The sequence below is a fragment of the Bradyrhizobium sp. USDA 4369 genome, from assembly GCF_054056435.1.
The window spans coordinates 550,649-569,137 of record NZ_JBSRYH010000001.1 but is presented as its reverse complement, the minus strand read 5'-3'; the positions used below and the strand labels follow the sequence as shown (position 1 = coordinate 569,137).

The 18,489-nt window shown below is 65.2% G+C and carries 15 protein-coding genes and 1 pseudogene; 13 read left to right on the top strand and 3 right to left on the bottom strand.

Features of this window, described 5'->3' with window-relative positions; translation table 11 throughout:
• Positions 1-93 precede the first annotated feature (93 nt).
• From ACVIJ6_RS02630 to ACVIJ6_RS02620, 3 genes are all read right to left on the bottom strand, one after another.
• Complete coding sequence (locus ACVIJ6_RS02630) at positions 94-837, bottom strand: hypothetical protein (RefSeq protein WP_456771362.1); 744 nt, start codon at positions 835-837, stop codon at positions 94-96.
• Positions 838-971: 134 nt separating this feature from the next.
• On the bottom strand, positions 972-2,639 hold the full coding sequence (locus ACVIJ6_RS02625) for a 2Fe-2S iron-sulfur cluster-binding protein (RefSeq protein ID WP_456771361.1): 1,668 nt from the start codon (positions 2,637-2,639) through the stop codon (positions 972-974).
• 307 nt (positions 2,640-2,946) lie between these two features.
• On the bottom strand, positions 2,947-3,711 hold the full coding sequence (locus ACVIJ6_RS02620; RefSeq protein ID WP_456771360.1) for a thioesterase II family protein: 765 nt from the start codon (positions 3,709-3,711) through the stop codon (positions 2,947-2,949).
• Positions 3,712-3,975: 264 nt separating this feature from the next.
• On the opposite strand from ACVIJ6_RS02620, the gene ACVIJ6_RS02615 reads away from it, so the two are divergent.
• The 13 genes and pseudogenes from ACVIJ6_RS02615 to ACVIJ6_RS02555 all read left to right on the top strand — a co-directional run bounded on the left by ACVIJ6_RS02615 (position 3,976) and on the right by ACVIJ6_RS02555 (position 18,480).
• Positions 3,976-4,587: a hypothetical protein gene (locus tag ACVIJ6_RS02615; protein WP_456771359.1), complete on the top strand. Its 612-nt coding sequence runs from the start codon at positions 3,976-3,978 to the stop codon at positions 4,585-4,587.
• Between the two features lie 4 nt (positions 4,588-4,591).
• Positions 4,592-6,091 carry an MATE family efflux transporter gene (locus tag ACVIJ6_RS02610; protein WP_456771358.1) on the top strand — a complete coding sequence of 500 codons (1,500 nt, stop codon included), beginning with the start codon at positions 4,592-4,594 and terminating at the stop codon, positions 6,089-6,091.
• 445 nt (positions 6,092-6,536) lie between these two features.
• Positions 6,537-7,997, top strand: a complete 1,461-nt coding sequence (locus ACVIJ6_RS02605) for an aldehyde dehydrogenase family protein (protein WP_456771357.1) — start codon at positions 6,537-6,539, stop codon at positions 7,995-7,997.
• A gap of 167 nt (positions 7,998-8,164) precedes the next feature.
• Positions 8,165-8,569 carry a carboxymuconolactone decarboxylase family protein gene (locus tag ACVIJ6_RS02600; protein ID WP_456771356.1) on the top strand — a complete coding sequence of 135 codons (405 nt, stop codon included), beginning with the start codon at positions 8,165-8,167 and terminating at the stop codon, positions 8,567-8,569.
• Complete coding sequence (locus ACVIJ6_RS02595; protein WP_456771355.1) at positions 8,566-9,462, top strand: NAD(P)-dependent oxidoreductase; 897 nt, start codon at positions 8,566-8,568, stop codon at positions 9,460-9,462. The genes ACVIJ6_RS02600 and ACVIJ6_RS02595 overlap by 4 nt, the downstream gene beginning before the upstream one ends.
• Before the next feature lie 1,020 nt (positions 9,463-10,482).
• Positions 10,483-11,493 (top strand): phosphate ABC transporter substrate-binding protein PstS, encoded by a 1,011-nt coding sequence (gene pstS, locus ACVIJ6_RS02590; protein WP_456771354.1) that lies wholly within the window; start codon positions 10,483-10,485, stop codon positions 11,491-11,493.
• A gap of 96 nt (positions 11,494-11,589) precedes the next feature.
• Positions 11,590-12,588, top strand: coding sequence for a phosphate ABC transporter permease subunit PstC (gene pstC / locus ACVIJ6_RS02585; protein WP_456771353.1), 999 nt, complete (start codon positions 11,590-11,592; stop codon positions 12,586-12,588).
• Between the two features lie 3 nt (positions 12,589-12,591).
• Positions 12,592-13,467, top strand: coding sequence for a phosphate ABC transporter permease PstA (pstA, locus tag ACVIJ6_RS02580; protein ID WP_012042209.1), 876 nt, complete (start codon positions 12,592-12,594; stop codon positions 13,465-13,467).
• Positions 13,464-14,285 (top strand): phosphate ABC transporter ATP-binding protein PstB, encoded by an 822-nt coding sequence (gene pstB / locus ACVIJ6_RS02575; protein WP_456771352.1) that lies wholly within the window; start codon positions 13,464-13,466, stop codon positions 14,283-14,285. The genes pstA and pstB overlap by 4 nt, the downstream gene beginning before the upstream one ends.
• Positions 14,286-14,318: 33 nt before the next feature.
• The gene (gene phoU, locus ACVIJ6_RS02570) at positions 14,319-15,035 is read left to right on the top strand and encodes a phosphate signaling complex protein PhoU (RefSeq protein ID WP_012042211.1); all 717 of its coding nucleotides are present in this window, start codon (positions 14,319-14,321) and stop codon (positions 15,033-15,035) included.
• A gap of 16 nt (positions 15,036-15,051) precedes the next feature.
• Positions 15,052-15,759, top strand: coding sequence for a phosphate regulon transcriptional regulator PhoB (gene phoB, locus ACVIJ6_RS02565; protein WP_012042212.1), 708 nt, complete (start codon positions 15,052-15,054; stop codon positions 15,757-15,759).
• A gap of 95 nt (positions 15,760-15,854) precedes the next feature.
• Entirely contained in the window at positions 15,855-17,171 is a 1,317-nt protein-coding gene (locus ACVIJ6_RS02560; RefSeq protein ID WP_456771351.1) for a trypsin-like serine protease, read from the top strand.
• A 180-nt stretch (positions 17,172-17,351) separates the two neighbouring features.
• Positions 17,352-18,480: pseudogene (locus ACVIJ6_RS02555) on the top strand (HoxN/HupN/NixA family nickel/cobalt transporter).
• The last annotated feature ends 9 nt before the right edge of the window (positions 18,481-18,489 follow it).

The following is an 18,489-nucleotide window of genomic DNA, read 5'->3' as shown; positions in this document are numbered from 1 at the left end:
CAGAAGGCAGCTGTGCTGCGAGGCGGATTAGAAACGAAAACGAGAGGTCCGACAAGACGAAATCAGGTGCGGCGGCGTCCTTGTCTGCATCAGTTACATGTAGCGAGCCACCATGGCCGCGATGTCCGGAGCGTGCTGCCGCAGGGCCTGCAGGCCGCGCTCTTCCATCGACATCACATGTCCGGACCGGCGGCTGGCATGAGCGGAGACCGCTGGCTTGCTGCCCCCGCGCGTCTTCTGCGGTGCCTCATGACGGGCCGGCGGCGTCACCTTCGCGGCGGGCGTGGCGACGAAGGGGGGCGACGCTGGCGGCGCAAGGTTCGGTACGACGGGCTGTGGCGGCTGCTTGGACGCGGGTTCGGTCGGCTTCGGCTCGTCGCGCTCCTGCATGCGCTGGGCTGCGGCGACAACGGTTGACGCCTGAACCGGTTCTTCGGCAGCGGGTTTGACCGGAAGCGACGACGGCGCTGTCTCGATCGGGGCCGACGCCAGCACCGCGGCGACACTGGCATCGCGCTCTGCGGTTGCTGCGTCTTTTCCCACCGCGACCGACTGCACCGTCGTCGGCTGCGCGCCCGCCACGCTGTGCTGCTCAGCCGGCGGCTGCACGGCTGCCACGACGGCCGTCGCCGGCGGTGTTTGAGCTGCGGTCGGCGGCACTGCGCCGGACTCCTGGGAGAGCCGACGCTGGATCACGGCATCGCGGGCCTTGGTCGCGAATTCGGACTGGGCCTTGGCCAGCCAGTCCTGCGATGAGCGCGCCGGCTGCGCCCCCCAGGCCATCGAGGCGACCGCTGCGATGCTTGCGACGCTGCTCATCATCCAGATCTTGCTCATCATGCATCTCCCCGCTCAGCTGCCGGGAAGATCGTCCGGCTCTGCGGCGGTGACTGTGACATGGATCACGGGACGCCCATCCGCGCGGCCAGCCGCATTGTCGGTCATCTGCCGCCTATCCAGCGATCGATCGCTCAGGCTTGCGCGAAAGCGATCCCCCGGGCCTGGGGGACGGCGAACACATCCTGCGATGCAGCCCCTTCAGCCAACGTGAGCACCTCGCAGGATGATGCGTCGATATCGGCGTGGCGGAAGATCGTCGGATCCGCCAGCAGCTGCTTGCCGCGATGCTCGGCCTGTGCAGCCAGGTCCGAGGCCACGTCGATGGCGACGCCGATCGACGTCAGCGGCTTGGCAGGGCCGGCGCCAATCCGGCCGATATAAGCGGGTCCGCAGGCCAGACCCATCGCGGCTTTGACGGGACCGCCGATCTCCGCGGCGAAGCGCTCGTTCAACCGGTCGAGCGCCACATCCATCGCCGCGCTCGCCGCGACCGCAGCTCGGCAGGCGGCAGCCAACTCGCCGTCGCGGCCGAACACTGCAATGATGCCGCCGCCGGTCATGCCCGCGATCCAGCCGCCATGACCGGAGACGGCATCATGGGCCGCGTCGAGAAACGCGTTGAGCAGAAAGATCGCGTCATAGGCCGCGCGGCTCCGCGTCAGCGCGGCGTGATCCTGCAGTTGGATGCGGAGTGCGGCGATCTGGCGCTCGATGCCGGCGGCGTCGATGTCGGGCTCGGCGACGGCAGCATCGCTGCGGGTCGCGAGGCGGGTGATGGTGAGCGACGCGGTTGGCCTGATCTGGCAGGCCAGACGAATTCGGCTGTCGTCGGATCCCAGAAGGGCGCGCTCTGCGGCATTGGCGGGGGGCAAGGTGGCAGCGCTCTGCTCGATCCGGACGCTGCAAGCGGTGCAGCGTCCGCGGCCGCCGCAGCCATCGCCATGGGCGACGTCGTTGCCATGGCTGATCTCGAGCAAGGTCGGTCCGATCGCCGTCTTGAGCGTCGGTCCGTTGACATAGGTCACCTCGATCTTCGGCGCGACGACGAGGCGAAGCAGCCGCGCGACAAGCGCGGCGGCGGCCGCCAGCAGCACGATGCCGTAGCCCGCCAGGACGATCCACCGGACGCGTCCCAGCGTGGTCTCGGCTTCGCCCGAAGGCCAGTGGCCCAGGCTGCGGATCTGGGCCGCGACCGAGTCGTCCGCCATGAGTACACCGGCAACACGCGCCGAGGCGATCAGTCCGGCAATGGCCGCGATCGGCAAGGCCAGGGCGATGACTCCGAGCAGCGGCGCGAACCGCGCGTAGCCGGTGCGCGGCCGGAGCCATTGATGCACCCCGAGACAGCCATGGGCCCACAGCAGCACGATCAGTGCAACGTAGAAAGGGGCGCGCTCCGGCCACAGCTTCGCCAGCCGGTACAGCGTGTCGTCGGTGACACCGAACAGCATGGCGGCGCCGGCCGTATCGACCAGCGCGGGCAGCAGCAGGAGGGGGACGAGAATGCCGCTCAGGATTTCCGCACCATCCGTCCACGACATCCGCACCGTCGCGCGACGGGCCGTCAGGGCCAATGTCGCGCCGATGTGGCACGCCAGCGCCAAGGCCAGGATCGCGAGGCCCGTGGCCGAGTGCAGGAGAGCGTCGCGCCAATCCGCAATCCGGCCCATCGCCTCGAGCGATACCACTCCGACGGCGTCGGTGACGAGCTCGACCAGCGCAACGGCAAAAAGCACCAGGCCGGACGCGAGAGCCGACAGGCGCAGGGCTCGCGCAAATCGTTCAGCAGCTTGGCTCACGAGGCGAGCCGCCTTGTCGCGAATACGGCGGCAATCGGTTCGGGACTGGCGTCGTCAAAGGCCATGGGCGCGACAAACAATCGGTGCGGTGCGGGTCAAAGGACGATCTCGATCACAATATGTGCGGCCAGCCATGCGTCACGTTCGAGGATATTTCGTCTTGCCGGGAGACGAAAAATGCTCTTGCGGTCCCGTCGGGGCGGATCAGTCGCCACCGACATCTATTCCTTCCGATCGGCGGGGATGCAAGCGCGGCCTTTCGACCGGTCGTCGCGCTACCGTCAAGCCATCGCGGTCAAGCTGCGCCTCAGGAACGCAAACCTGTCTCGCGCATGTCGTGCAGCAGGGTCGATGCGACCGCCTCTACCTGGTCGGCGATGAAGAAGTGGTCGCCTGGGAACATTCTAACCACGCATTTGCCGCTCGTCTCCGACTGCCATTCACGAAGGGCCGCGATATCGGCGTCTTCATCATCGACACCACCATACACGGCAATGGGGACCGTGAGCTTCCGGTTCCAAGACGGTTCATATGTCTCGCACGCACGGAAGTCGGCGCGGAGCAGCGGCAGCAGAAGCTCCATCAATTCGCGGGTCGCGAGGATTTCGGGAGGGGTAGCGCCAAGTTCCCGAAGATGCGCGATAAACTGGTCGTCCGGAACGGCATGCATCGGCGGAGACGAGCGCGGCACTCTTGGCCCGCCATGACCGGACACTGCCAGCAATTCCGGGAGCTGCGCGCCATGTCGCGCGAGTTGATGACACGCTTCAAATCCGACCAGGCTGCCCATGCTGTGTCCGAACAGAACGTAACGGGCGTGGCCTCTCGATGCGATCTCCCGGGCAAGCCCATCGGCAATCCGATCAATCCTATCCAACAATGGTTCGCTTCGTCGTGCGCCATGACCGGGATAGTCGATGTAGCAGACGCTTATTTCTGGAGGAAACAGCTTCTGCCAATTGGCGAACACACGTCCGCTCCCTCCAGCATAGGGCAAGCAATACAGATGAAGCTGCTCCTTGGCGGAACCGGTGTGAGAGGTCGGCGCAGACGGTACGCCAAGCATCGACATTGCAAATTTCCTGAGATGATTTCTGCGAGCTGAGAGATCACCCTATAGTAGTTAGCTGCGTCGCGGACGTTAGAAAACGGGACGGTGATTGATCAAAAAAAAGTTAAGCCAGCAATGCAACCATAGGTAGCAAATTGATTTCTCGCGGCATTGCTGGAGGTAAGATGGTCGTGTATAGGTCGAAATACAACAAGGGTCTCGTTGCAGCCGGTTCGACGGGCAAGCTCGATGTTGGCGAAGACGTCGCACACGGATGTTGGCTGCATGACCAAGGCGATGCGGCGCGGGAATATCTCGAATGTCGAAACCCTCGTCGGATTTTGCGCGCACTTCCTGCCGCGGCTGATCGGGCCGATCGGTGAATTGTCCGTTGCGAATTGGCCGTCGGATCTGCAGTCACTGCAGGCTGAGGAACGGACACACGACCGCTATCAGTGGCTCGACATGCACCGATGGTTCGATCTGCACCGATGGCTCGGCCTCCCCATGGAGAAGCGGCTAAGCGATGCCGTCATCGTGTTCGAAAACGCTCCGGCCGCGGACGCGCTCGCAAAACACGATGCAAAGAACAGGCACGATGCGAAGGGCAGCGGCGGCATCCATGTCGTTTCGTTCGATCGTTTCGGGGCAGATGATCCGTTGTGTCTTGTCATCGCTGGCGAGACAGGCCTCGGTCTCAGCCTGACCTTCGGCCGTCAGCGCTTCGATGCGCACGACCTCGCCCGTCTGCTCGACAATGTCGTTGAACTGATACGTGCCATCGTCGCGGATCCCGAGCGACGGGAGAGATGTTGTGGTCCGACTGTGAGCATCGCGGCCTACCATGAATCACGTTCTGATACGAGGGAGGATGCTGTGCGCGCGGCATCGCGATGAGAACATGTCGATGGTCCGCACAGCGATAGCCAAGGCACAAATAGTAAAGGCACACATAGCCAAGATAAAAATAGCCAAGACACAAGGCAGGTTCTCCCGCGCAACACCCGAGACCCTGTCCGATGGGGCGCCCGAGCCGGTCGCGGCAGCTCCAGCGAAATCGCGCCGGCCGCTGCCGCCGCTCTGGTGGCCCATCCTGCGCTTCGCCCTTCCGCAAGGGGCCAGTGCGGCATTGCAGCTGCTGTCGGGAACGGTGACCGCGGTTTATTTCGGCCAGCTCCTCGGCGTGTCCGCACTCGCCGCGGCATCGGTGTTCTTTCCGGTCTTCTTTCTCCTGATATCGTTCCTGATCGGTCTGATTTCAGGCGGCATCGTTCTTGTCGCGCGCGCTTACGGCGCCGGTGACATGCTGGCGGTAAAGGATGTCGCCGGAACGACGTTCTGTGCCAGTGTCTCGCTCAGTCTCGTCGTGTCGATCGTCGGCTACGCGTTCGCCCCGGAGCTCCTCGGTCTCATGTCGACGCCGGCCGACATTCTCGCGTCGGCGATCGACTATGCGCGGATCACATTCGTATCCCTGCCAGCGCAGATCATCCTGCTCGCCTATGTCTTTCTGCTCAGAGGGACGGGAGATGCGAAGACGCCGTTCATCCTGATGGCCGTCTTCTTCGGCATTTCCCTGCTGCTGATGCCCGCCTTGATCCTGGGGTGGGGCGGTCTGCCCAAACTCGGCGTGACCAGCGCGCCATGGGCCAGCATAGGGGCCACCGCGATCTCGCTGCCCGGACTGATCCTGTATCTGCGCTTGAAGCAGCATCCGCTGGCCTTCGGCGGCGAACTGATCCGGCGGCTGCGGATCAATCGCGAGGTGATCCGCCCGTTTCTGGTGATCGGCGTTGCCGGTGGCATCCAGGCCATGGTGGCGTCGCTGGCCGAAGTGGCGGTCGTCACGCTGGTGAATTCGTTCGGATCGAACGCGACCGCGGCCTATGGCGCCATCAACCAGGTGATCGGATATCTGGTCGTGCCGATGCAGGCGGTGGGGCTCGCGGCGAGCGTGATGGCGGCGCAGGCGATCGGAGCAAAGCGGCTTGGCCAGCCGCACATCATCGCGCAAATTGCGGCGATCATGAATGTCCTGATCGGCGCGGTGAGCGTGGCGGGGCTGCTCGGCTTCGCGGACGGCATCCTGTCCTGGTTTGTCACCGACGCCACGACGTCGGCAATCGCGGAGCGAGCCCTGCGCATGATGCTGTGGAGCTACATCCTGACCGGCATCTCGGACGTGCTCGCAGGCGTGATGCGCTCGTCAGGTACGGTGGCGTGGCCGACCCTGATCTCGCTGGGCGGGATTTGGCTGGTGCAGGTCCCCGTCGCGTATCTGCTCGCCGGAACGGCCGGGTTGGATGGCGTCTGGATGGGCTATCCTGCCGGCTTTCTCGCGGCGCTCCTCGCGCAATCGGCGTATTACGGCCTGGTCTGGCGGTCCCGCAAGATCGGGTGACCCCCAGAGCAAGCCCGCGCCAGGCCTCACCTCCTGCGCCGCAGCAAGCTACCGCGAGACGCGCTGTCGTGATTTGCATGGCGGTGATTGGCGTGTACGCGCGTACGCCAGTCACCGCCGCCGCGGTCTGCTGGCGACGCCGATCAGCCCGGCCGCAAATGCTGGTGACGGGCATGGCGGTGATGTGCAATCTGCGGCCTGTGATAGGAGGCAGGCTTCGGCTTGGCTCCGGTGAGAGTTGAGAACGTGGTCGAAGCGATCGAGCGCACGGATCGAAAGCCGCTGGCGGCGATCGCGGGGGGGGGGGGAGCCGACGGGTGTCGCGGCTGGTCGAGGTCGCGCCCGATCTCTGCCTGCGAGGTCGTCCGCATCGTGGTCTCTGCCCGGGGCGAACAGCTGAAGTCGCCGGGACATCGCGACAATCGAGAGAAGTTGGAGAGCTGCCATGAATGCCAATGTGAAACTGCCTGCCGCAAAGGGTGTCTTCATCGACAACAAATGGCAGCCCGCGCAATCCGGTCGTACCATTGCGATGCTGGCACCGGCGACCGGGCAAGTGATTGCCTCGATCGCGGCTGGCGATGCGGCGGACATTGATCTCGCCGTCGCGGCGGCGCGCCGCGCGCTGGAAGGACCGTGGGGGCGGCTTGCTGCGGTCGAGCGCGGGCGGCTGCTGTCGAAGCTGGGTCGCCTCGTCGAGGACCATGCGGAGGAGCTGGCGAAGCTCGAAGCCGCCGACACCGGCAAGCCGATGAAGCAGGCCAAAGCGGACGTGGTCGCGGTGGCGCGCTACTTCGAATATTATGGCGGCGCCGCCGACAAGGTTCATGGCGACACAATTCCATTCCTCGACGGTTTCTTCGTCACGACGGTCTATGAGCCGCTCGGCGTCACCGGCCATATCATTCCCTGGAACTATCCGGGACAGATGTTCGGCCGCACCGTTGCGCCGGCGCTGGCGATGGGCAATGCCACGGTGATCAAGCCCGCCGAGGAGGCCTGCCTGGTGCCGCTGCGGCTCGCGGAACTGGCCGCGGAGGCTGGCTTCCCGGCCGGCGCGATCAACGTCGTGCCGGGTCTCGGCGAAGAGGCTGGCGCAGCCTTGTCGGCGCATGATGGCATCGACTTCATCTCGTTTACCGGCAGCCCGGAGGTCGGCGCTCTGGTGCAGACGGCGGCCGCCAAGAACCATATTGGCTGCACGCTGGAGCTCGGCGGCAAGTCGCCGCAGATCGTATTCGCTGACGCCGATCTCGATGCGGCGCTGACCTCCGTCGCTGCGGCCATCGTGCAGAATGCCGGGCAGACCTGCTCGGCCGGCTCGCGCGTGCTGGTCGAGCGCACGATCTGGGATCGCTTCCTGGCCGATCTCACGCTGCGGTTCGAAAAGATCACGGCTGGCACGCCGGAGATGGATCTCGATCTCGGCCCGGTCATCAGTGCGGTCCAGAAGAAGCGCATCGAGAGCATGCTGGCGCGCGCGGAAAGCGGCGGCGCCAGGCGCGTGGCCTCGGGCAGGATCGCCGCGGGCGTCCCGAGCGAGGGCTTCTACGTTGCTCCGGCGCTTTACCAGCACGTCGCGCGCGACTCCGAGCTGGCGCGCGAGGAGGTGTTCGGTCCGGTGCTGGCAGCGATGCCGTTCGATGACGAGGCCGATGCGGTCAGGCTCGCCAATGCCACCGATTTCGGCCTGGTCGCCGGCGTCTGGTCGGGCGACGGCTCGCGCGCCATGCGCGTAGCGCGCAAGGTTCGGGTCGGTCAGATATTCGTCAATGGCTATGGCGCGGGCGGCGGCATCGAGCTGCCGTTCGGCGGCATGAAGCGCTCCGGCCACGGCCGCGAGAAGGGTTTTGAGGCGCTGTACGAGCTTGCGGCGATGAAGACCCTGATCGTCAAGCACGGTTAGCGGCGCCGGCCCGCAGATTCCAACATTCCGCCGGGCGGACGTCACGATGAACATCGCCCGGCAGGGTTGTCAGTCCGCAAGGCATAGGGTGAGCTGGGCGCGATCCGGAGGCTTCCGAAACATCATGCGTCCATGACATCTGGCACTGCAGAGAGGGAGACGAGCGAATGAGCGACGACAACGAGTTGTTCGAGAAGGGTCTGAAGGTGCGCCGCGAGGTGCTCGGCGCGGCCTATGTCGATGGCAGCCTCGCCAAGGCCGACGATTTCATGATGGCGTTCCAGCACATCACCACCGAAATGTGCTGGGGCTTTGCCTGGACCCGGCCGGGCCTCGATCGGCGCACCCGCAGCATCATCAATCTCGCGATGCTGACGGCGCTCAGCAAGCCGAGCGAATTGAAGCTGCACGTCAAGGGCGCGCTCACCAACGGGGTCACGGTCGACGAGATCAAGGAGATCCTGCTGCACGCGACCGTCTATTGCGGCATTCCCGCAGGTCTTGAGGCGTTCAAGGCCGCGCATGAGGTGCTGCTGGCCGAAGGCGCCATCGCCAAGAAGGATGGCGCATGAGCGTGCCGCAAAGCGCCCTGTTCGTCGGCATCGGCAATATGGGCTGGCCGATGGCCGCGCGCCTGCTCGGCGCCGGCATTGCAGTCGCGGTCAACGACGCGATGCCTGGGCGTGCCGCCGATTTCGTGCGCCAGGTCGGTGGCGTCGAAGCGGCGGATCTCGCGGCCGCTGCGGCCGCGGCCGATGTGATCATCACGATGCTGCCGACCAGCAGGCATGTGGCCGATGCCGTCGCGGCGCTGCGTGCCGGGCTGAAGCAGGGTCACGTCGTGATCGACATGAGTTCCGGGGCTCCGGCGGCGACGCAGGCGATTGCGGCCGATCTCGATGGGCTCGGCGTCACCATGCTCGACGCGCCGGTCAGCGGCGGCGTGCCGCGCGCGGTGACCGGTGAGCTCGCGATCATGGCGGGCGGCGATGCCGTCGCACTCGATCGCGTCGAGCCGTTGCTGCGCGCGATGGGCACCACCATCCACCGCATCGGCGGCCTCGGCTCCGGGCAGGCGATGAAGGCGCTCAACAACCTCGTCTCCGCCGGCGGATTCCTGATCGGCATCGAGGCGCTGCTGATCGGCCAGCAATTCGGCATCGATCCCGGCCTGATGACGGACGTGCTGAATGCGTCGACCGGCATGAACAATTCGACGCAGAAGAAGTTCAAGCAGTTCGTCCTGTCGCGCAAGTTCAACAGCGGCTTCGGGCTCGATCTGATGGTGAAGGACCTCTCGATCGCGCTCGAGGTCGCGCGCGCCAGCGGCGTCGCCGCGCCGTTCTCCAATCTTTGCCGCGAGCTGAGCGCCAGCGCGCAAGCCATGCTCGGGCCGGGCCAGGACCACACGGCGCTGGCAAGGCTGAGCGAGGCGCTGGCGGGCGTCGAGCTTGACCAGGAGTGATCGATCTCCGTCGAGATCGAATTCTGAAAAATATAAATCTCTTGCGCTTTTTCGGAATTCGTGGTCTTCTCTGCCCACCCCGCCTCGAAGCAGAGGGACGGACGCGTCGTCACGAACGTGGAGGTGGGCTGCGATGGACGTGACGGCTGCGCCGGACGAGCGCGGCCGTGACGGACGGCGAAGTCGTGTGGTCCTGGCCTCTCGACGCTGAGGTCTGCGGAGCGCGCCACAGGCGCGTTGTCGCAAATGGGGGCAAGAACGCCGATCCCCAGGGAGAGCACGAAGGACACCGTTAAAACCGTCGCGCGGGGAAGGCCGGGCCTGTCCGGCTGTACCTGTGGTGACTGCCGCCTGCTTTCTTTGTTGCAGGCGGGCCACGGGCCTCAGCCGAGGTCCGGCCTTCCCCGCGCCCTCTCATTGTTCAGGAGGGACAGGATCGCTGCATCACCCGGGCACGATGTGTCGCGGGATCATGAGATCGTGTCTCGATGACGAAGATGCCAACCAAATCCTCAGTGTCGTCCCGGACAAGCGCGCAATGCGCGCGCCGATCCGGGACCCATAACCCCAGGGAGACGTGCGAGGCACCATGTCCGCCCCATCCCGCCCAGCCACATCCGTTCCGGCGTATGGGTCCCGGGTCAGCGTCCGCCGCCGCTGTCGCGTCGCCGGACTTGCCCGGTACGACACCTTTTCTTTGCGGTGGGCGATAAACAGGCGGCATCTGGATATGGCGCCGGCGTTGACCACATTCTCTGTTGTCATTCCGGACAAGCCGGAGGCGGGAGGCTCGTTGAGCAACGCTCTCTTAACGAAAGGTGAATCAGCGCGGCGGCACACGGTCAGGTGGACCGTAAAAAATCGGGCCAAAGTCTAAATATCAATAAGTATCAAAGGCTTGTGACTGTCATCTGAGTGTCATCGAACCTTTATAAAAGCGGCACCGAGGCCCCGTAAAGCGGCCGGGGAAGCGCGATCGGGCGCACATGGCGCTTCGCTTCCCGAGCATGGAGACCAGCTATGAATTTCGTCAAAGCTATCGTCGCTGCCGGCTTGGTCGCCGCATCGACGTCGGCATTCGCTGCCGACATCACCGGCGCGGGCGCGACGTTCCCGTTCCCGATCTATTCCAAGTGGGCTGACGCCTACAAGAAGGAGACCGGCAACGGTCTGAACTACCAGTCGATCGGCTCCGGCGGCGGCATCAAGCAGATCCAGGCCAAGACCGTGACCTTCGGCGCCACCGACGCGCCGCTCAAGGCCGAGCAGCTCGAGAAGGACGGCCTGGTGCAGTGGCCGCAGGTGATGGGCGGCATCGTGCCGGTCGTCAACCTCGAGGGCGTGAAGCCGGGCGAGATGGTGCTGGACGGCGAGACGCTGGCCAACATCTATCTTGGCAAGATCACCAAGTGGGATGACGCCGCGATCAAGAAGCTGAACCCCAGCGTCAAGCTGCCGAGCGATGCCATCGCGGTGGTCCGCCGCTCCGACGGTTCGGGCACGACCTTCAACTTCACCTACTACCTCTCCGAAGTCAGCGCTGACTGGAAGAGCAAGGTAGGCTCCAACACCGCGGTCGAATGGCCGGTCGGCGTCGGCGCCAAGGGCAATGAGGGCGTGTCGGGCAACATCAGCCAGACCAAGAACTCGATTGGCTATGTCGAATACGCCTATGCCAAGCAGAACAAGCTGACCTACACCGCCATGGTCAACAAGGCCGGCAAGACCGTGCAGCCGACCGTCGAGGCCTTCCAGGCGGCGGCCGCCAACGCCGATTGGGCCAAGGCTCCCGGCTACTATGTGATCCTCGCCAACCAGCAGGGCGACAAGTCCTGGCCGATGACGGCCGCGACCTTCATCCTGATGCACAAGGAGCCGACCGACAAGGTGGCCTCCGGCGAAGCCATCAAGTTCTTCAAGTGGTCGTTCGAAAAGGGCGACAAGATGGCTGAGGAGCTCGACTACATCCCGATGCCCGACAGCGTCGTGAAGTTGATCGAGAAGACCTGGTCCTCGGACATCAAGAGCTGACGCCTTTCGCGCCAGAAACCCCTCTCCCGTCACCGGGAGAGGGGACATGATCGGGGTTGAAGCGTGCTAAAAAAACAGGGGGCAGAATTGGCAGACATGGCGGTTCAAACCGAAGTCAGCGATATCGCGGCTGCTGCCGGGCCCTATGACCGGGCGCGCGCGCTGAGCGCCTTCAAGCTTGGTGATGTCACTTTCTATTGGATCACGCGGCTCGCCGCGATCTCGGTGCTGCTGATCCTCGGCGGCATTATCGTGTCGCTCATCATCGGCGCCTGGCCGGCGATGAAGGCCTACGGTTTCGAATTCCTGTGGACGCGGCGCTGGGCGCCGTCGGCGGATCCGCCGGTGCTGGGTGCGCTCGGCCCGATCTACGGCACGCTGGTCACGTCCTTCATCGCCATGTTGATCGCCATCCCGGTCGGTCTCGGCATCGCCATCTTCCTCACCGAGCTGTGCCCGCAATGGCTGCGCCGCCCGATCGGCATCGCGATCGAGCTGCTGGCTGGCATTCCCTCGATCATCTACGGCATGTGGGGCTTCTTTGTGCTGGGCCCGTTCCTGGCCTATAATTTCCAGCCGTTCATGATCAGCCTCTGCGCCAACATTCCGCTGCTGCAGGACATCTTCGCCGGCCCGCCATCCTATCTCAGCCTGTTCAACGCCTCGCTCATCCTGGCGATCATGGTGCTGCCCTTCATCACGGCGATCTCGGTCGACGTGTTCAAGACGGTGCCGCCGGTGCTGAAGGAGGCGGCCTATGGCGTCGGCTGCACCACCTGGGAAGTCGTGCGCAGCGTCGTCATTCCGTATACCAGGGTCGGCGTGATCGGCGGCATCATGCTGGCGCTCGGCCGGGCCCTCGGCGAGACCATGGCGGTGACCTTCATCATCGGCAACTCGTTCCGGATCTCGTCATCGATCTTTGCGCCGGGCACGACGATCTCGGCCGCGATCGCCTCCGAGTTCCAGGAGAGCGATGGTCTGCACCAGTCGAGCCTCATCCTGCTCGGTCTCTTGCTGTTCGTTCTGACATTCTTCGTGCTCGCGGCAGCCCGTCTGATGCTGATGCGGCTCGAGACCAAGGCGGGGAAATAGCTCATGACTGCCATTGACGCTCAGCCCAGTCCCGTCAATCCGATCTACACGCGCCGGCGCCGCACCGACATCGTGGTCCGCGGCCTCTGTTTTGCTGCCGCCGCGTTCGGCGTCACCTGGCTGGCGCTGATCCTGTTTACGCTGTTCTATAACGGTCTGGCCGGGCTCAGCCTGCAGGTCTTCACCGCCGACACGCCGCCGCCAGGATCGAGCGACGGCGGTCTGCGAAACGCCATTGTCGGCTCGATCATGATGACCATCATCGGAGTCGGTATCGGCGCGCCACTCGGCCTGTTCGCCGGCACCTATCTTGCCGAATATGGCCGCAACGACCGTCTGACTTCGGTGATCCGCTTCATCAACGACATCCTGCTGTCAGCGCCGTCGATCATCATCGGCCTGTTCATCTATGGCGCGGTCGTGGTGCCGATGGGCGGCTTCTCGGCGATCGCCGGCTCTCTGGCGCTGGCCGTCATCGTAATCCCCGTCGTGCTCAGAACCACCGAGGACATGCTGCTGCTGGTGCCCAATCCGCTGCGTGAGGCGGCCTCGGCGCTCGGCCTGCCGCGCTCGCTGGTGATCCGGCGGATCGCTTACCGCGCCGCGCGCTCCGGCCTCATCACCGGCGTGCTGCTGGCGACTGCCCGTGTCGCCGGCGAGACCGCGCCGCTGCTGTTCACCGCGTTGTCGAACCAGTTCTGGAGCATGAACCTCTCCAAGACGATGGCGAACCTGCCGGTGACCATCAACAACTTCGTCCAGAGCCCCTATGCCTACTGGAAACAGCTGGCATGGAGCGGCGCCCTTCTGATCACCTTGACCGTGCTGGCCCTGAACATCGGTGCGCGCATCCTGGGCGCCGAGAGGAGCTCGAAATGACCGACATGTCCGTATCCGTGAGCAGCCCGACGGCCGCCATTTCCGCCAAGTCGCTGCCGGAGGCGCCGGCCAAGGTGATCGCGCGAAATCTGAACTTCTATTACGGCGATCATCACGCGCTGAAGAACATCAACCTGTCGCTCGGCACCAACCGCGTCACCGCTTTCATCGGTCCGTCCGGCTGCGGCAAGTCGACTTTGCTGCGCATTTTCAACCGGATGTACGATCTCTATCCGGGCCAGCGCGCCACCGGCCAGCTGATGCTGGACAACACCAATATTCTCGACCCCAAGCTCGACCTGAACCTGCTGCGCGCCCGTGTCGGCATGGTGTTCCAGAAGCCGACGCCGTTCCCGATGACGATCTATGAGAACATCGCCTTCGGCATCCGCCTCTATGAGAAGATCTCGAAGTCCGAGATGGACGACCGGGTCGAGAAGGCGCTGCGCGGCGGCGCCCTGTGGAACGAGGTGAAGGACAAGCTCAACGCCTCCGGCCTGTCGCTGTCCGGCGGCCAGCAGCAGCGCCTGTGCATCGCCCGTACCGTGGCTGTCAGGCCCGAAGTGATCCTGTTCGACGAGCCGTGCTCGGCGCTCGATCCGATTTCGACCGCCAAGGTCGAGGAGCTGATCCAGGAACTCTCCGAGAACTATACGATCGCGATCGTGACCCATAACATGCAGCAGGCGGCGCGTGTCTCCGACAAGACCGCGTTCATGTATCTCGGCGAGCTGATCGAGTTCGACGACACCAGCAAGATCTTCACCTCGCCGAGCGATCGGCGGACCCAGGACTACATCACCGGCCGGTTCGGCTGACGCCGACAGCATCATTGCCTTCAGGAGATCATCATGGCCAGTGAACATACCGCCAAGGCGTTCGACAGCGATCTGCAGGATCTGACCCGGCTCGTGTCGGAGATGGGCGGTCTCGCCGAGCGGCTGATCGTCGACTCCGTCGACGCGCTGGTTCGGCGCGACGTCGCGCTTGGCCAGAAGGTCGTCGCCGCCGATGCCGAGGTCGACAAGCTGCAGCGCATCATTGAGGAGCGCGCCGTGCTGACCATCGCGCGCCGGCAGCCGATGGCGGTCGACCTGCGCGAGATCGTCGGCGCGATGCGCGTCGCCACCGATCTCGAGCGCATCGGCGACCTCGCCAAGAACATCGGCAAGCGGGTTGCGGCGCTGGAAAGTGATTTCCATCCGCTCAAGCTGATCCGTGGCCTCGAGCACATGACGGATCTCGTGCAGTCGCAGGTCAAGTCGGTGCTGGATGCCTATGCCGCGCACGATCTGCCGGCTGCGATGGCGGTGTGGAAGGGCGACGAGGAGGTCGATGCCATCTGCACCTCGCTGTTCCGCGAGCTGCTGACCTACATGATGGAAGATCCGCGCAACATCTCGTTCTGCATCCATCTGATGTTCTGCGCCAAGAATATCGAGCGGATGGGCGACCACGCGACCAATATCGCGGAGACGGTGTTCTACATGATCGAGGGCCAGGCGATGGTCGACAAGCGTCCGAAGGGCGACATGACGAGCTTCGCCACCACGGTCCCCGGCAACTGAGAGAGACTCGTTCGATATGACTGCGCGCATCCTGGTGGTGGAAGACGAAGAGGCGCTGACCACGCTCCTGCGCTATAATCTGGAGACCGAGGGCTATGAGGTCGAGACTGTGGGGCGTGGCGACGAGGCCGACACGCGGCTGAAGGAGCGCGTTCCCGATCTCGTGGTGCTCGACTGGATGCTGCCGGGCCTGTCCGGCATTGAACTGTGCCGCCGGCTGCGGACGCGGCCCGAGACCAAGCAGCTGCCGATCATCATGCTGACCGCGCGCGGCGAGGAGAGCGAGCGCGTGCGCGGCCTGGCGACCGGGGCCGACGACTACATCGTCAAGCCGTTCTCGGTCCCTGAGCTGCTGGCGCGGGTGAAGGGTCTTCTGCGGCGGGCGAGCCCGGAGCGGCTGGCGACGGTGCTGTCCTATGGGGACATCGAGCTCGACCGCGAGAAGCGCCGGGTGGCGCGCTCGGGCCGGCCGATCGATCTCGGCCCGACCGAATACCGCCTGCTCGAATTCTTCCTCGAGCATCCGGGCCGCGTGTTCAGTCGTGAGCAGTTGCTCGACAGCGTCTGGGGCCGGGACATCTATATCGACGAGCGCACCGTGGACGTCCATATCGGGCGCCTGCGCAAGCTGCTCAATCCGGGCCGCGAGCAGGATCCGATCCGCACGGTGCGCGGCGCCGGCTACGCGCTCGACGACCGCTTCGCCAAGAGCGAGCAGGCGTAAGCCCGCGGCAGCCGTTTTGCGCGCGGCCATGGGGCTGCCGTCTTGATCCCGTCTGCTGGTCTCCCCATCATGATGACCGGGATGCCGCGGACGCGATGATCAGGACAATTGCTCTCGTTTTAGCCGTGTGGCTCGCCGGCATGGTGCCCGGTTCGGCCGCCGAACTCGAGGATGCCGTGGCCGCGGCGGCCAATGGCCAGCAAGCTATGGCGATGCGGCGGCTGATGCCGTTGGCGGCCAAGGGCGATGCGCGGGCGCAGTTCGATGTCGGCTTCATGCAGGCGTTCGGCTGGGGTGTGCCGCGCAACCCCGCCGAGGCGCTGGCCTGGTACCGGAAGGCGGCGGATCAGGGCCTCGCCGTCGCGCAACATTATCTCGGCGTCGCCTATTACAATGGCGAAGGCGTCGCCCGCGATCATGGCGAAGCTAGCCGGTGGTTTTCTCGCGCAGCGGCCCAGGGCTTCGCCCAGTCGCAATATATGCTCGGCCTGATGATGCTCGACGGGCGGGTGGTCGCGCAGGATGTCGCGCAGGGCTATGCTTGGCTGGTCATGGCGGGGCGAAATGGCGTGCGGTCCGCCGGCCGCGAGGTCCAGCGAGTCACGCTGAGCGAGGCGCAGCGTCGACAGGCGGAGCAGGCCATCGCCGCCTGGCGGCCCAAGCCGGAAACGGCCGAAGCAGGCATTGCCAATCCGCGGCCCGAGCAATTGCTCGGGCTCGACCGGCATATCGGCGAGGTCGTGGATCCCACGGCGTGGCCGGCGTCATCGATCGGTGTCGTCACCGTGGCACAATACAGCACGGGTGGCTCGTGCACGGGCACGCTGGTGGCGCCGCGCCTGGTGCTCACGGCCGCGCATTGCGTCTTCAACGGCGTCGCCCAGGTCAGTCCCGGCAACGTCCACTTCCTGGCCGGCATGAACAAGGGCACGCCGGCAGCCTCGTCGATTGCCGACAAGCTGATCGTGGCGCCGGACTTCGTGCCGATCCAGCACGACAAATGGTCGCTTGACCGCTCGCGCGCCGATTGGGCCCTGATCGTTCTGAAGGACGCGCTGCCTTCGCGGCCGGTGACGGTCACAGCGCTCACGCGCGAGCAACTTGCCGCGGCGACGGCGGCCGGGACCATTTCCGAGATCGGCTACGGCCAGGAACGGCGTTATTCGCCGACCGGACAGCGCAATTGCAGCGCCGGCATGACCGAGGATGGCCGGTTGCTGACGGTGCATTGCTTGGCGAATTTCGGCTATTCGGGCTCGCCGATCCTGGCCGAGATCGGCGGCGAGACGGTCGTCGTCGGGATCTTCTCGGCGTTCCATGAGGAGACCCGGCTGATGTTCGCCGCACCGGCCAGCGGGTTTGAGGCCGCCGTCAGGCGCGAGATCGCCGTGCAAAGCGCCTCGGTCCGGTAAGGCGGGGGTGAGCGAAGGTTTTCAGCGGCTGGTCATTGTTTGTGCGTGACCGGACAGCGAATTGCCACGGAGGCAGGCCGGTCCAGGCCAGACGGGGGTGAACGGCGTGAATCTACGCTGATCTGGCCCTCGCGGAGCAAGGCTTGCCAACTGGCGCGAGACTTGCTCTCCTGCCTGAGTATGACGATTTTCCCAATTGATCATCCCCAGCCTCCACGCCCAGCGCCGGCCTGGCTGCAGACCGCGGGCGGCCGCAATATTGCGCTGCTGGCCGGTCTCGTGCTCGCCAACGCGCTCGCCTGGGCCTGGGCGTTTGCGCTCTATGCCGACCGTCCCGCCATCGTCGGCACGGCCATGCTGGCCTGGCTGCTTGGACTGCGCCATGCGGTTGACGCCGACCACATCGCCGCGATCGACAACGTGGTTCGCAAGCTGGTGCAGGACGGGGACACGCCGCGCGCCGCCGCGTCTGTATTTCGCGCTCGGACATTCGAGCGTCGTCGTCATCGCCACGATTATCGTCAGCCTCGTCGCTGGCGCCGATCTGTTGCGCGAGGACAGCGCGATTCGGGCGATCGGTGGTGCCATCGGCACGTCGGTGTCGGCCGGCTTCCTGCTGCTGATTGCCTTCGCGAACCTCGTTCTGTTCGTCAATCTATGGCGCCGCCCGGCAGCGCCGCAGCAGTCCGAAATGGCGGATACTGCAAGTGCAGGACGGGGCATTCTCATTCGTCTGCTGCGTCCTGTGCTGCGCCTCGTGGACCGCGCCTGGCACATGTATCCGCTCGGGTTCCTGTTCGGCCTCGGCTTCGATACTGCGAGCGAGATCGGTCTCCTCAGCCTTTCTGCGACCGAAGCAGCGCGCGGCGCGAGCCTCGCCCATGTGCTGGTGTTCCCGGCGCTGTTCGCTGCGGCGATGGCGACCGTCGACACCGCCGACAGCATGCTGATGGTCGGGGCCTATCGCTGGGCGCTGACGGATCCCGCGCGCAAGCGACGCTACAATCTGCTGATCACCGGAACGTCGGTCGCGATCGCGCTGGTGATCGGCGGCGTCGAGGCGGTGACGTTGCTGGCGCCACGGCTTGGCGCTCAGGGCGGCTGGACGGATGTCGCGGTGGCGCTGGGCGATGACATCGCCAATCTCGGGATCGTCGCGGTCGGCCTGTTCGGACTGATCTGGGCCGGCGCCGTGCTGCTCGGCCGTCGCCGGGGCTCCGAGCGCACGCCGTGCGAGGCGCTTGCCAGTACTCACGCTGCGGCGCTAAACCCGAGAGCATCACCAAGCGGAATGCCCGGCGCGGAATAGCAGCGGAAC